This window comes from Tautonia marina (genome assembly GCF_009177065.1).
Classification (GTDB): Bacteria; Planctomycetota; Planctomycetia; order Isosphaerales; family Isosphaeraceae; genus Tautonia; species Tautonia marina.
This window is the reverse complement of record NZ_WEZF01000039.1, coordinates 1-14,699: the sequence shown is the minus strand read 5'-3', so window position 1 is coordinate 14,699 and position 14,699 is coordinate 1. Positions and strand designations below refer to the sequence as shown.

12 protein-coding genes are annotated in these 14,699 nt (G+C 63.6%); 2 read left to right on the top strand and 10 right to left on the bottom strand.

The features are described from left to right. Positions 1-282 precede the first annotated feature (282 nt). From accC to GA615_RS26665, 7 genes are all read right to left on the bottom strand, one after another. On the bottom strand, positions 283-1,671 hold the full coding sequence (accC, locus tag GA615_RS26695) for an acetyl-CoA carboxylase biotin carboxylase subunit (protein WP_152054407.1): 1,389 nt from the start codon (positions 1,669-1,671) through the stop codon (positions 283-285). A 156-nt stretch (positions 1,672-1,827) separates the two neighbouring features. After that, positions 1,828-2,349: an acetyl-CoA carboxylase biotin carboxyl carrier protein gene (gene accB / locus GA615_RS26690; protein ID WP_152054406.1), complete on the bottom strand. Its 522-nt coding sequence runs from the start codon at positions 2,347-2,349 to the stop codon at positions 1,828-1,830. An 81-nt stretch (positions 2,350-2,430) separates the two neighbouring features. Further along, positions 2,431-3,546, bottom strand: a complete 1,116-nt coding sequence (locus GA615_RS26685) for a M24 family metallopeptidase (RefSeq protein WP_152054405.1) — start codon at positions 3,544-3,546, stop codon at positions 2,431-2,433. 48 nt (positions 3,547-3,594) lie between these two features. After that, positions 3,595-4,341: a creatininase family protein gene (locus GA615_RS26680; RefSeq protein WP_152054404.1), complete on the bottom strand. Its 747-nt coding sequence runs from the start codon at positions 4,339-4,341 to the stop codon at positions 3,595-3,597. A gap of 101 nt (positions 4,342-4,442) precedes the next feature. Then, entirely contained in the window at positions 4,443-5,822 is a 1,380-nt protein-coding gene (gene mgtE, locus GA615_RS26675; RefSeq protein ID WP_152054403.1) for a magnesium transporter, read from the bottom strand. 137 nt (positions 5,823-5,959) lie between these two features. Beyond that, positions 5,960-7,237: a serine--tRNA ligase gene (gene serS, locus GA615_RS26670; protein WP_152054402.1), complete on the bottom strand. Its 1,278-nt coding sequence runs from the start codon at positions 7,235-7,237 to the stop codon at positions 5,960-5,962. 199 nt (positions 7,238-7,436) lie between these two features. Then, positions 7,437-8,816, bottom strand: coding sequence for a dipeptidase (locus tag GA615_RS26665; RefSeq protein ID WP_152054401.1), 1,380 nt, complete (start codon positions 8,814-8,816; stop codon positions 7,437-7,439). An 823-nt stretch (positions 8,817-9,639) separates the two neighbouring features. On the opposite strand from GA615_RS26665, the gene GA615_RS26660 reads away from it, so the two are divergent. Beyond that, positions 9,640-10,323 carry a hypothetical protein gene (locus tag GA615_RS26660; protein WP_152054400.1) on the top strand — a complete coding sequence of 228 codons (684 nt, stop codon included), beginning with the start codon at positions 9,640-9,642 and terminating at the stop codon, positions 10,321-10,323. A gap of 242 nt (positions 10,324-10,565) precedes the next feature. Then, positions 10,566-11,168 (top strand): hypothetical protein, encoded by a 603-nt coding sequence (locus tag GA615_RS26655; RefSeq protein ID WP_152054399.1) that lies wholly within the window; start codon positions 10,566-10,568, stop codon positions 11,166-11,168. 177 nt (positions 11,169-11,345) lie between these two features. Here the strand turns inward: GA615_RS26655 and GA615_RS28530 are convergent, their stop codons facing one another. From GA615_RS28530 to GA615_RS27665, 3 genes are all read right to left on the bottom strand, one after another. Continuing rightward, a complete protein-coding gene (locus tag GA615_RS28530) occupies positions 11,346-12,197 on the bottom strand; it encodes a hypothetical protein (RefSeq protein WP_152054398.1) in 852 nt (283 codons plus the stop codon). A gap of 212 nt (positions 12,198-12,409) precedes the next feature. Further along, a complete protein-coding gene (locus GA615_RS26645; RefSeq protein WP_152054397.1) occupies positions 12,410-13,444 on the bottom strand; it encodes a DUF1559 family PulG-like putative transporter in 1,035 nt (344 codons plus the stop codon). 374 nt (positions 13,445-13,818) lie between these two features. Further along, positions 13,819-13,995, bottom strand: coding sequence for a hypothetical protein (locus GA615_RS27665; RefSeq protein ID WP_161602588.1), 177 nt, complete (start codon positions 13,993-13,995; stop codon positions 13,819-13,821). Positions 13,996-14,699 lie beyond the last annotated feature (704 nt).

The window sequence follows — 14,699 nt, the reverse complement described above, 5'->3', positions numbered from 1 at the left end:
TTCGGGAATCATTCGTACGTCGCGTTGGTCCGTTCGGTGCGATCGCAAAGCTTGCAAATCGTCGAACCCGTCCCTGCTCGCGTCGTCACGATGCCTCGCACAGGTGAGAACAGGCCGCCCTTTCGAGCGGCCCGCGTCAAGGTGTGACTCACCAGCGACAAGAGCAATCATACCTCTGATTTCCCGCCGGTCAACACCCTACCGAGAATTCTTTCGAAAGCTCCTTCCCGGGACGTGAGTTCGAGCCCCTGGACGGCGGGAAACCCAGGGATTCCCCAGGGTTTAGCCTGCGTCCTGAACGATCTTTTCGCGGGGGGCCAGCAGGACCCGTTCGACCCAGGTTGTGTCGATCCGTCCCTCGGCGAAGTCCGGATTATGGAGGATCCGTTCGTGCAATGAGGCGGTCGTGGTGATCCCCTCGATCCGCAACTCGTCCAGTGCGCGAAGCATCCGGGCAATGGCCTCGGATCGCGTCGGAGCGTGCACAAGCAGCTTCCCAATCATTGAGTCGTAGTTCGGCGGCACGCGATAACCGGTTACGATATGCGAGTCCCATCGCACTCCGATGCCACCGGGCACCCTCAGACCAGAAATCAGGCCCGGACTCGGGCGGAAGTTGTGTTCCGGGTCTTCACAGTTGATCCGGCACTCAATCGCGTGCCCGAGCTGTGGCACGTCGGCCTGACTGACCGACAGGGCCTCACCGTTGGCGATCCGAATTTGCTCCCTGATCAAGTCGATGCCGGTGACCAGCTCGGTCACCGGGTGTTCGACCTGAATCCGGGCGTTGACCTCAATGAAGTAAAAATTGTAGTCGGCATCGACGAGAAACTCGCAGGTCCCTGCATTCACATAGCCGGCGGTCTTGGCCAGGCGGACGGCCGCTTCACAGATCTTCCGACGCACGCGGCTCGGCAAGGTCGGTGCGGGAGATTCCTCGATGAGCTTCTGGTGCCTCCGCTGAAGGCTGCACTCGCGTTCCCAGCAGTGAATCACATTGCCGTGCGAATCGGCCAGCAGCTGAACCTCGACGTGCCGGGGGCGGTCGATGAATTTTTCGAGATAGATGCTCGGATTCTTGAACGCGGCGTCGGCCTCGGCGCGGGCCTGGGCAATGGCGGTTCGAAGGGCCGCTTCTTCCCGGCACACGCGCATGCCCTTGCCACCGCCACCGGCCGCGGCCTTGATCAAGACCGGATAGCCGATCTGGCGGGCCACTCGCACGGCGTCGTCATCGCTATCGACCGGTCCGTCAGACCCGGGAACGAGCGGCACCTTGGCAGCCTGGGCCGCGGCCTTGGCCTCGGTCTTCAGCCCCATCCGACGGATGGCCTCGTGCGGAGGCCCGATGAACTCAAAATTGCAGGCGCGGCAGACCTCGGCAAAGTGGGGGTTCTCGCTCAGGAACCCGTAGCCGGGGTGAATCGCGTCGACATCGGCAATCTCGGCCGCGGCGATCAGGCGAGGGATGTTCAAATAGCTGTCGGCCGCCGGAGCCTTGCCGATGCAGATGGCTCGGTCGGCCAGGTCAAGGTACGGGGCCCCGCGATCGGCCTCAGAGAACACGGCCACCGATTCCAGGCCGAGTTCCTTGCAGGCGCGGATGATCCGCAGGGCGATCTCGCCACGATTGGCGACGAGGATACGACGAATCTTCGACGGTTCAGCCATCGGCGAGGGTCCGGGGGATTCCGGGCTCCTCGCGGGGTGGCGCCGGGCGGTGCTCCCGCGAGGGTCTCTTGAGATCCAACCGCCAGGCCCGATCCTAAGGCCCGGGAGCATCGGGGAGCGGAGCGCAGGGGCACAAGCACGACCAAGCGGCCAGGCTCAGGCCGGTTCGACGCGGAACAGGGGCTGGCCGTACTCGACCGGCTGTTTGTCCTGAGCCAAAATCTCGACGACCCGGCCCGAAACACCGGCCGGAATCTCGGTAAACACCTTCATGGCCTCGATGATACAGACCGTCGTCTCGGGACGAACCGTGGCACCCACGGTCACAAACGGCGGAGACTCCGGCGAGCCCGACTGGTAGAACGTGCCGACCATCGGACTTTCAATCAGCGTGCCTTTAACTTCGGGAGCCGCGGCCGGGGCCGGCGGCGCTGCGGCCGGCGCGGGCGTTGCTCCCACCGCCGGAGCGACGGGCAGGTGCGCCACCTGGGCCGGTGCCTGAGCAAGCGGAACAACGGCCTGTTCGGTCCGACGACGTAGACGGATCTTCGTCGGTCCTTCGACCAGGTCGATGGCCGTCAGGTCGTAATGTTGCATCATCCGGACCAGGCGATGGATCCGGCGGACATTATCCGGGTCGGGATGTTCACCCGCCGACCCGGTCGGGGATTCGGCCATTCCTACGCTCCGATCGCTCTGCTTGGCTCGGCGTCGAGAAGCTTCGGGGATCTGTCCTCGGACCATCCGGGACTCAAGCCCTCAGGCTCCCGGAGTGTCGTCTCGAATGCGGTCAAGGTCACGAGGAAGTCGGGACAGGCATTCGCAACCGTCGGGCGTGACCAGCACATCGTCCTCGATCCGGATGCCTCCCCAGTCGGGAAGGTAAATCCCCGGCTCGATGGTCAGCACCATGCCAGGTCGTAGCACCTCGGCCGCGTCCTTCCGAAGGCGCGGAGCCTCGTGAATTTCCAGGCCGATGCCGTGTCCGAGCCCATGATCGAAGAAGCGACCGAAGCCTGCCTCTTGAATGTACGATCGGGCCTGGGCGTCCACCTCACCGGCCGAGATTCCCGGACGAATCGAGGCGATCGCCCGACGCTGGGCCTCCACGACAATCCCGTAAATCTCCTCGAATCTCGGCGTTACCTTACCGGTGACAATCACCCGCGTCAAGTCGCTCCTGTACGGCATCGGCCCCAGACAGGCCCCCCAGTCGATCAGCGTGAAGTCGCCCGAATCGACCCGGACTCCCGGTTCGGGCCGGGCATGAGGCAAGGCCGATCGCGGCCCGACCGCCACAATCGGCGGAAACGCCGAGCCGGCCGCCCCCAGGCTCCTCAGCTCCGACTCCAGCCGATTGGCCACCTCGGCCTCATCCCAATGCCCCGACCACCCGTGCCGAACCCGCTCAAACACCTGCTCGGCCAGGTCGATCGCCCGGCGAATTGCCGCAATCTCCGCCTCATCCTTGACCGCCCTGACCTCCTCGACCACCCCCGCCGTGCTGCGCAGTTCCACCGACCCGCAACCGTTGCGGATCGTTTCCCAGTCAAGGACCGACAGCGACGCCGACTCGAATCCGACGCTTCGCCAGCCGAACCCGGCCAGTACCTCCCCCAACTCCTGCGCCAGCGTCTTGCTCGACGGCCGGATATGGCACTCCTGCCCCGGGCACTCGTCCCGGAGCTGCGTTTCATACCGAAAGTCAGAAACGATCACCGAGCGATCAGTTCCGAGCAACACCGCCGACGAATCGCCGGTGAATCCGGTCAGATACGAGACATTCGGCGGATGCGTCACCAGCAAGGCATCGAGCTTCTCGGCTCGCATCCTCGATCGCACAGCCTCGACGCGGCGGGCAAAAGCATCGGCCATCGCAGCCCCCGTCTTCCGATCGGTCAGGAATCGTTCGGCCCGGTTCGATCAAGCCGAGCCAAGGGGAACCTCCAGCACTGCGTCGGCCGCCGCGACCACCGCGGGCACAATCGCGTCGAGCATGCGCTTCCCCTTCTCGGCATTCGCCCGAGACGGATAGCCCACCGCCCCCCGCTCCGTCCGACGGCCGAAATCGACCGCGTGAAAGAGCCCACCGGGAACAAATCCGGGCGAGGGGTCATCCTGAATCCGATCCGCCCGCACCAGTTCCGGACGCAGGTGCATCATCATCGACGTCTCGATCTCGCAGGCATGGCCCATCGACGTCCTCGGCCCTTCGCACAGGGCGGCAAGCGGCTCGGCCGCCAGTTCCCAGTACGCCGCCCCGGTCAAAACCGCCTTCGGAAAGGCCGCATCCAACCGCCGAAGGGCCACATGCAAGGGGTCGATATTCCCCCCGTGGCCGTTCAGCAAAAGCACCCGCTGAAACCCATCGCGCAACAGTGGCGAAAGAATCTCAATGAGCATCTGCTCATACGTCGGCAAGGTCGCCGTCAAGGTCCCCCCAAACGGCAGGTGATGCTCGCTGGCCCCGAGCCACTGGACCGGCAAGAGCAAGACCTGATCCGCCCGCGCGGCTTCCAGACCATCGGCCACCGCCCCCACCAGGACCGTATCGGTGATCACCGGCAGATGATCACTGTGTTGCTCACACGCGGCGATCGGAGCCACGACGAGCGTCCGCTGGCGGTCAAGGGCACGGATCTCGGGAGCGGTCAGGTGGGCGAAACGCATCGGGGGTCGTCCTCAACGATCGACTCAAGCGGAAAAAAACTCGAACGACCACCCTCGGCCGTCCGCTCGGTGGAACCACTCACCAACGGTGAAACTCGAATTCAGGTAATGAACACGTCATGGATGACTCGTGCCGTTGTATAAAAAATCATTAGCCCAGTCGCGTCCACCAGGGTACTGATCATCGGGGCCGAGACGAGCGCCGGGTCGATCTTCGCCAGCCTGGCGAGCATCGGCACCATGGAACCCACGCTGTTGGCCCAGACGCAAATCCCCAGAATCGCCAGACCAATTACCACTGCGAAGCTCGGCGTGCTGCCCATGATCAGCCAGGCGAACAAAAATCCGCACGGACCGATCACCAGGCCGAGGTACAGCCCGGTCATCCCCTCTCGGGCCAGGATCCGCAGGAAATCGCGCCTCGGGTCGATGTCTCCCAGCGCCAGCCCCCGAATCACCGTCCCCACCGTCTGGCTTCCGGCATTGCCGCCGGTCCCGATCAAGAGCGGAATAAATGCGTCAAACTGAATCTCTGGATACTTGATCGAAACCCCGCCGAACGATTGCACCACCACGCCCGTAATCGTGCCGCCACCAAAGAGCAGCAAAAGCCAGCCGAACCGGCGACGCACCGCCGACGAAATCGACTCGTCGTCCGGATCATGCTCTGCCTCGGCCGCGTCGTAATTCACGGCACCAAACCGGAGCAAGTCTTCCGACTGTTCCTCTCGCAAAATGTCCAGCGCATCGTCATGCGTCACGATCCCGACAAGCATCTGAGACGCATCGACAATCGGAAGCGCAATCAGGTCATACTGCGCGATCTTTCGGGCCACCTCCTCGCGGTCCTCGTCAACCTGGGCCCGCACCGGGTTCTCTTGCATCACGTCTTCGACCCGGGCGGTCGGCCGCGCGAGAATCAACGCCTGGAGCGTGATCGAACCGATCAACCGACGTTGATGATCGATCACATAGCTCGTCAAGATCGTCTCTCGCTCGGGAGCCTCCCGACGCAGCACGTCGATGGCCTCTCGCACCGAAACGAACGGAGGCACGGTGGCGTAGTCGGTCGTCATCACCGATCCGGCCGTCCCCGGTTCGTACTCGGCCAGCCGACGGATGTCGTCCCGTTCGGCCTGAGCCAGGCGACGGAGGATCAACTCGGTGCGGTCGTCGTCGAGCCGGTTGACCAGATGAGCCCGGTCGTCGTGCGGCATGTCGCGCAACAGGGCGGCCGCATCGTCCATCGACATCGACTCGATCAACTCAATCTGCCGATCCGTGTCGAAGTAGCTGACGACCTCCGCCCGAGCCTTCGGCTCCAGCAGGCAGACCACCGCCTTCGACTCGGCAACATCCAGATCCTCGATCAGCTCCGCTTGCCGAACCGGGGGGTACTCCTCCAGGAACTCGCGCACCGCCTCCGCCTGACCATCGTGGATCAACTCCCTCAGATCAGGCAGTAGCAGGGCATTCCGCATAGAAACTCCTGGCGAAGACCAATGCCCAGAATTCAAGCGTCACCGGATGCGGGCCGACCAACGATTTCCAGCCGGCCCCCCACAACGCGAGCAGGTGCACGCATGACGGACTTGCGGCGAAGACACCTCAACACGCCTCAGCCCATTACATCCTTCCCCATGATCGGCCGCAGCACCTCCGGCACGTCGATCTTGCCGTCGGCTCGCTGGTAGTTCTCCAGAACCACGATGATCGCCCGACTCAGCGCCACGGCCGTCCCATTGAGCGTATGAACAAACTTCGTCCCTTTTTGCCCGGTCGGCTTGTAGCGAATTCCCAGCCGGCGCGCCTGATAGTCGGTGCAATCCGACGTGCTGGTCACTTCGCCATAGTCGCCCCGGCCGGGCATCCAGGCTTCGATGTCGTACTTGCGGTACGCCGGGCCGCCCAGGTCTCCCGAGCAAATATCCAGCACCCGGTACGGAATGCCGAGCGCCGTGAAAATCTCCTCCTCGATCGCCAGCATCTCCTCGTGCTGCGCCCCCGATTGCTCGGGCACCGCATAGGCGAACATCTCAACCTTGGTAAACTGGTGCACGCGATACAAGCCTCGGCTCGCACGACCGGCCGCGCCCGCCTCGGTCCGGAAGCAGTGAGAAATGCCGACATACTTGATGGGTAATTCCGACTCGTCGAGGATCTCCTCGGCGTGCATTCCTCCCAGCGTAATCTCGGCCGTGCCGATCAGGCAGAGGTCGGTACTCTCGACCGAATAGACCTGTGTTTCCTCTCCCCTCGGGTTGAATCCGATCCCCTCCAGAATACTCGTCCGCGCCAGGTCGGGCGTGACGATCGGCGTGAACCCGCGCTTGATGAGCGTCTGCATCGCAAACTGCTGAAGCGCCAGATCGAGCAACACCGCATCATTCTTGAGGAAGTAGAACCCCGAGCCCGACACCTTCGACCCCGCCTCGAAGTCGATCAGGTCCAGTTCCTTGCCCAGTTCGACGTGATCCTTCACCGGAAAGTCGAACGCCTTCGGCGTGCCGACCCTGCGGATCTCCCGGTTCGCCTCTTCGTCCTGACCGATCGGCGCCTCCGGATGGGTCATGTTCGGCACCCGACCGAGCCTGGCCTTGACCTCCTCCTCCAGGGACCGGAGCGAATCCTCCCGGTCGGCCACCTGCTGCTTCAGTTGCTTCCCCTCGGCCACGAGCTCGGCCCGCTTCTCCGGGTCCTTCTCCTTGCCGGTCGCCTGCGCCACCTCGTTCTGCCGCTTGCGAACCGCCTCGACCTCCCTGAGCAACTCGCGCCGCTGCGTCTCCAGCGCCACGACCTTCTCCAGGTCTTCGATCACATCCGCTGGCACGCTGCGATCGACGCAGTTCTGCTTCACGGCGTCGACGTTGTTCAGGACGAATTTCAGGTCGAGCATTGGTTCGCGTCCATCGGCCGCTCCCTGGTGGTCGAAGCGGCTCCTCAGTGAAAAGAGTTTCCATCGGTCAATGGGTACTCCGCATCCCCTCGGTGCGGAGTCGCCGATCAGGGAGTGGAAACGGGCAACCGGCTCCAATCGAACACGTCTGCCCGAGTCTCGCAAACGACTCGGACGCGCCATTGACTGGGATCGAGTGTCACGTGGTTTCCGCCAGTTCCGCCATCAAGTGAGCCGACGCCTTGATCCCGCGGTGGAAGTCGGCCAGAGAGAACTTCTCGTTCGGCCCGTGCAGGTTGTCGTCGTTCTGGCCCCAGCCGAGCAGGAGCGTATCGACGCCCAGATGCTCCTTGATCAGACCCACGACCGGAATCGAGCCCCCTTCGCGGATCAGGACCGGCTTCGTGCCGAATCCGGCCTCGACCGCCTTCATGGCCGCCTCGACCCCCGGATTCCCCTTCGCCTCGACCAAAACCGAAGGCGCCCCGTGCATCGCCTTCAGCGTGTATGTCACCCCCGGCGGGCAAACGGCCTTCAGATGAGCTTCGAGCAGTTCTTGAACACGTTTTGGTGTTTGATCGGGAACCAGGCGGAAGCTGAACTTCGCCCCGGCCAGCCGAGGCAAGACCGTCTTCGGTCCGGGGCCGGAATAGCCGCCCCAAATGCCGTTGATGTCGCACGTCGGCCGCGCCCATTTCCGTTCGAGGGTCGAGTACCCGGCCTCGCCAAAAACCTCGGGCACCGCCAGATCGGCCCGGAACTCCTCCTCCGAAAACGGCAATCGCGCAAACTCGGCCCGCTCCCAGTCTTCCAACGGCCGGACATCATCGTAGAAGCCGGGAATGGCAATCCGCCCCTCGGCGTCTTTCAGGCTCGCAAGAATCGTCGCCAGCGCATTGAGCGGGTTCTGCACCGCGCCGCCGAAGGTCCCCGAGTGCAGGTCGCGGTTCGCCCCCTCCACGATCAGCTCGAAGTACGCCAGCCCTTTCAATCCGTACGTGATCGCCGGCATCCCAGGGGCAAACTGGCTCGTATCGGAGATCACGGCGAAGTCGCAGGCGAGCCGATCCGGCTGCTCGGCCATCAGGGTTTCCAGATTTGCCCCGCCGACCTCCTCTTCCCCCTCGATCACGAACTTCACGTTGATCGGCAGCTCGCCAACCCCCTTGAGCCACCCTTCGGCGGCCTTCAGGTGGGTAAACATCTGCCCCTTGTCGTCAGTTGCCCCTCGGGCGTACAGGTTGCCGTCTTTCTCGGTCGGCTCGAACGGCGGGGTCAACCACGGTTCGAGCGGCTCAGGAGGCTGAACGTCATAATGACCGTAGACGAGCAACGTCGGCTTGCCCGGCGCATCGAGCTTCTGGCCGAAGACGATCGGGTGGCCGTTCGGAAATTCGATCAGCTCGGCCTCGACCCCCATCCCCTTCAAGTCGTTGAGGACGAATTCGGCCGCGCGTCTCGTGTCGGCGTTGTGATCGGGCTGCGCGCTGACGCTCGGAATCCGGATCAGGTCCTTGAGCTGCTCCTCAAACCGCTTGCCGTGCTCGGCGAGATAAGCGTCGACCCGTTCGATGGCCATCAGTCGCGTCCTTCTCTCTCGGTGCAACAATCAATCCTTTCGGGCATCGGCTCCCGAAAGGCAACGCGGGTGGGCGGGCAGGCTCAAGACGATCACCGACCGGACCCTCGGCTCACCCCGCCTCGACGCCCTGCGTCGTGATCGAGCGGCCTGGGCCAGAAACGCTCATTGTATCGCCCAGGGCGTCGATCCGCGACGACCCGCCCGGCGAATCGGCCGAGTCGTCCCGATCCCCCCAGCCCCGATCACCCCAACCCTGAAACACACACTTCCCGACCGAGAGATCCTACGGTCCTTCTGGGAAGTCTCGTGCACACTCGGCCATCGAGGTGCGAATGTCCTGTACTTTGTACAATTTCCGACGATCACGAATCGGGAACGGAATCGCCCAAAAAATGACTCAAGTCCAGGACGATTCAGACCGAACGGCCGGAGATCGTGACCGATCTACCCCTTTGGCATTCCAATTGCATGTGATCCCTTCCGTTCGGTGCCGACCTCAGCCATGCGGCGGGACCAATCTCCAAGATTGTTCCTATCGGCCCGACCTCTGGGTCCCCTTCAATGAGATTTCACCGTCGGGTCGGTTTTCGATCGTTCTGCATGGTATATATAGGAGAACGGCAATCGAGCGGTGCCAACGGGAGGGCGGCCGTTCCCGGGGAAAAGGGTCATGCCGACCCAGGTTCTTCGGAAGCGGCGCCGGGCAGGTGCACGGGATGGCTGGTTCGGGGCTCGCCCCCGAAGACTGCCCGGCTGACGCGGTCCGAGGTCGGTCCCGGATCCGTGAAGAATCCGGCTCGCGAGGAGGGGGACCCTACCGATGAGCTTTCTGCAACGATTTATTGAACGCGTGCTGCGAACCAATTCCACTCGCATGCCCCGAACTAGCTTTGACGACCTGAGCCAGGAAGAGCTTGACGCTCACCTCCAGGTCGGACGTTACGGCCAATTCGCGCTGACCGATGCCATCCGGCCCTCCTTCGGCCTGGAGATCATCCCCCGCGAAGGCTATCGGCGCGATCTGTACCGTGACCCCGAGAGCGGCAACACCATGCCCGTGCTCGCCGCCTCGGTCTCGTCCGAGTCGCTCTTCGACGTCTTCATGGACCTGCTCGGCCCCCTCGGCGAGGAAGTCGATGTCGTCATGGAGTCGAGCCACGAAAGCGAGCCCGGCTGCCACGCCGACCTCTACCGCGAGCACATGGACACCGTCATCCTCCAGAGCACCCTCTACGACTACGAGGAATTGCTCCTGCACGACGGCTGCACCGGCATCGCCGCCCTCAACCCCGACGGACCGATGGAGGTCCAGTTCGACGAGCACAAGCTCCTGTTCGTCTACGCCCACGACCTTGAGCCCTTCGAGGAAATCCTCAAAGAGCACGGCCTGAAGCGCGACGACACCATCAAGTTTATCTCCGAGGCCGAACACCTCCACTCCACCGACGACGTCTACCGCGAGCAGTTCGACGAACTCCGCTACCGACTCGGCATCGACGTCTGATCCGATCTGGACTGAGTCCGACCGACCGACCGCTCGATCGTCCCTCCTCCGATCGGAACCGCCTCCCGAACGCGGAGCATCTCATCCCGGTGCTCCGCGTTTTTCTTTTGTTGCGGTCCCGATCCCTCTCTCCCCCCGATCGGCCGAGCAACGCCTTGCGGCCCCTCCGGGTCGCGGTCAGAATGTGCCCCCGGCCGATGACGCCAATCAAGCACCTCCTCCCCGATCGAGGCCCGATCGCGATGTCGCACTCCACCGAGTTGCCCGCCTTGTATCGCACCAACCGGTTTCTCGCTCGGCGCAAGGTGCTGACCCTCGTCGGTGCCTCCTTCCACCTCTTCGACGACGACGGCGAGCTGCTCGCCTACTCCCGGCAAAAGGCGTTCAAGCTCAAGGAAGATATCCGCATCTACGCCGATGAGGACCAGTCCATCGAGCTACTCACCATCCAGGCCGACCGCGTCATCGACTTCAGCGCCGCCTACTCGGTCATCGACGCCACCACCGGCCTCAAGGTCGGCTCGCTCCGACGTAAAGGCATGGCCTCCCTGATGCGAGACACCTGGGAGATCCTCGACGACGCCGGCCGGGTTCGCGGCCAGATGATCGAAGACAGCGCCGGCCTAGCCATCCTCCGACGCCTGATCGACTTCATGACCATCCTCATCCCCCAGAAATTCCGGGTCGAGTTCGACGGCCGCCCGGTCGCCTCGATCGTCCAGCAGTTCAACCCCTTCGTCCACAAGTTCACCGTCGAGCTGTTCGACGACGGCACCGACGCCCCCCGCCCCCTGCTCATCGCCTCGGCCATCCTCCTGCTCGCCATCGAGGGCCGCCAGGGCTAACCCTTCCTCTCGGCTCGGCTCCACTCCGCCCCTCTCCCTCGTCCCGGGGGAGAGGGTGGCCGCCAGGCCGGGTGATGGGGCCTCGGCCAAACGACCGGGCTCGGCCTCCGTTCTTCCCGCTCCCTTTGTCTGGTCCGCATGGTGAGAGCATGCAGGACAGGCCGTGACCCCAGACCGTCACCCACTCGCCCGCTTCGCCACCGGTGAGGGCGAGGGCGGCTGCAACGCCCCCTTCACTGCCCCAAGCGCGACCAGCACCGCCACCGCGACCAGCGCCAGCATCCGAGAACCCGACGAGGTCGAGAGCGGCTTCGACGTCTGGTCGAGCGGAAACGCCATCACGCCGACAATCTGGTAGACCAGGATCCCCAGAACGGCCCCGAACAGCCCCCCCACGAGCGATCGCACCACCACCCCCCGGCCGTCTCGCGTCCGGGCCTCGCCCCAGCCTCCCGCAATCCCAACACCCAGCGCCGCGCCGACCCCGGCCCCCATCGCGGCGGCAATCGCCCCTTGAATCAGGATCGCCACGATCAGATCATCTTGATCTGGGTTGTAAAACTGAAAATAGACCGGCATGAGCGCCTGAGTTGCCAACGCCCCGGCCCCCGCTCCCAGCACCAGCCCGGAAAGTCCCGCGATCCCGGCCGATCGGCCCGAGCCTCGGACCACGCCTCCGACCACGCCAAGCCCCAGGCCCAGCAAACCTCCCAGCAGCGCCGTCGTCAGCGTCGCTTCCAGCGTTGTTCCCGACTGGCGGGCTCGGGTGTTCGCCTGCACTTCCTCGATCGACGGAAACCCAGACGTGGCCATCAACGGCGGCATGAACCGACCGTAGATCGCCTCCCCTCCCAGCCATGCGCCAACCCCGGCGATCACGGCAACCAGCATCGCCAGCCCCCAGCACCGCCCCGACCGGATCGGCGCTGCCGCCTTGCTCGGGTTCTCGACCACCGGCGTTGATACGGCGGCCGAACCCTCACCGGGCGAGCCTCCCTCTGCTGCCCCGTTGGTCTCAATCACTGCCATCGGTGGAAACCTCCTCGTGTCGAGCCCCGGCACCAAGCCTCCCGGCGCCGGGCAAGGGTCTCGGGTAGCCTCAGGCCCGATCCGCGCCACACGCGCGCGGACCGCGACTCGAAAGACGAGCGGTCCTGTCACAACCGCCGCCCGTCCCCCGAGTCCCGGTCCATCGCCCTGAATGCTCAAGACGTGATCATGCCCTCTGGCCAGTCAAGCCATCAGTACTGATCCGCGCTGATCACCTCGCCGCCGGCTCGGGTCCCCAGCGCCCACCAGATCGGCATCGACACCGTGTTCTTGACGAACCGCACGCTGCCGTCGGCCAGGCCCACGTTCACCCCGCCGGGGTGGTTGCTCGTCGCGTTGTAGTACCCGCTGTGCAAGACCCCGCAACCCGGGCAATCCAGGCGACACGCATTCCACGGATAGTCATTCGAGTTCGGAGGAATCAACGTCTGGAACAGCGATTCCCCCAGATTGCTCAGACCCCAGCGGTAGCCTCGCTGACCATGGTTGATTTCCGACACGAAAAACGCATTGCACGCCTGCCAGTCCTGTTGCATCCCAGGCAGGTCCAGCGCCGCGTTCAGGGCTCGATAAGCAGCGCTCGGCGTGGCCCCCGACGGTGCCGGCCCGTCCCGCCACTTCGTCTGCGTCGGCGATCCGGCCGCCGTCGACACCAGCGCCTCGGAGAAGGCTACCGTGTTCGACGTCCCGTCCCGGATATCCTCGATCCCATACGTCTCTCGCTGGGCGAAGATCCCGGTCGATCCCGCATGGTTCCGCACTCCGGCCGTCGTTCCGACCGACCCGAAGTAGTTGTTCGTGTTCGCCTCGCCGGTCATGCCATCCGACGGACACTCATACGAGTTGACCCGCGTCAGCCACACCGTCCGATTCTCGATGTTCCCTCGCCCTTGCCAGAAGTTCCAGTCGAAATTGATCGACGAATACAGCGGCCCTTGCTCCATGTACGGCAGCAGCAGGGCCAGCGCGCCGAAGGTGCCCCAGTTCGCCTGCACCCCAATGTCGGAATACGCCGTCGTCATCGCCATCGGGAACGACCCGACCGCCTGGTGATAGTTGTGCATCGCCAGGCCGATCTGCTTCAGATTATTGACACACTGCGCGCGACGGGCCGCCTCCCGCGCACTCTGCACCGCCGGCAGCAACAGGGCGATTAAGACCCCGATGATGGCAATCACCACCAGCAACTCGATGAGTGTAAAACCTCGACGAGCGGTTCGCGTCATGGCGTGAACTCCTGTCAAAAAAAACGGGAAAAAGATACGACGATCCGAACACTCGGATCAGAGGTCCGATTGCTTCCGGACGTGATTCCCGGCAATCGCCTGGCAGTCGCAGATTTGAGAGAACGCATCAAAAAGGCCGGGCCGCCTCATACGGAACCGTCGAGACTCCCCGTTCCTTCTCGTCTCCTCAGCGCGCAGCCGAACCGTGCGACCTGTCCAACCGCGAGGCATCGCTCCCTCACGGCTGTCCTGACCACCGCCGACAACCCCAAGACCCGATCCAGGCCCTTCGACCACCAACCCTTCGCGGCACGACCTCGCGGCCGAGCCGGTGGCGAAAATCAACGCAAGACCTGACAAGACAACCCGTTACGTTACGGGCTATTCTCGTTCTCGTAGTAGCCTCGCATCGAATCGGTCAGAGCCTTTTCCTGCTCCTCATCCACCTGAATCATCGTTCCGTCGTCAGACGAACCGCATCCTGCGACCGAAACCGCGACGCATCCCAGCAGGACCGCTCGCATTACATGCCGAAGCGCTCGATCAATCATAAGTCGATTGCTCCCCCGCATCCCACGCGTCCGGTTCTCTCCGATTGGAGAACCACTGGCACCATCCCCGGTCCAGTCCGGGAATCACGTGGGATATCGAGACATTAGAAATAAACCCCGTCGAGGATTCTGCATCATGACGCTTAATCAACACAAGCAGAAAATCAAAAACCCATCAAAAAAAACACGAAACACGCCAAACCCACCAATGCATTGAGGCTGACCCCACTCCTTCGCGCCTGGGAGTACCACTTCCACTCTCAAATGATGCGTCGTCCCCTTGCGTTGGGTGGCCCCGGTTGCTCGCCAACTGGGGCGGCGCAGCCGCAAGAGGCAACGGGAGGACGCAACCAGACCGCTCGTCCCTCCGCGACCCCGGGTGTCGAGCAAGCGGAGCCCACCCAGGGAAAAACCCACCGTTTGTGAGGAGAAGCGGTCGTAGGTCGCGGCCACGCCCCCCACTTCGAAACCTTGCGATCGTCCAGATTTCGCAAAGAACCGCAAGGGCTCCCCCGACCAATCCCATCCTCATTTCCAGGAAAAAGTGACTGTACCCCTCCCCTTTCCCCGATCTTATCGATGACGGTTCGTTGTGCACGACGCAATGTCAGGACCTTCTCGCCGCAACCGAGCGGCCCCTTGCTGGTCGAGCGTGGAGTGATGAGCATGCCCACCTCTTTTGGCTCGTAACATCAACGTGATCC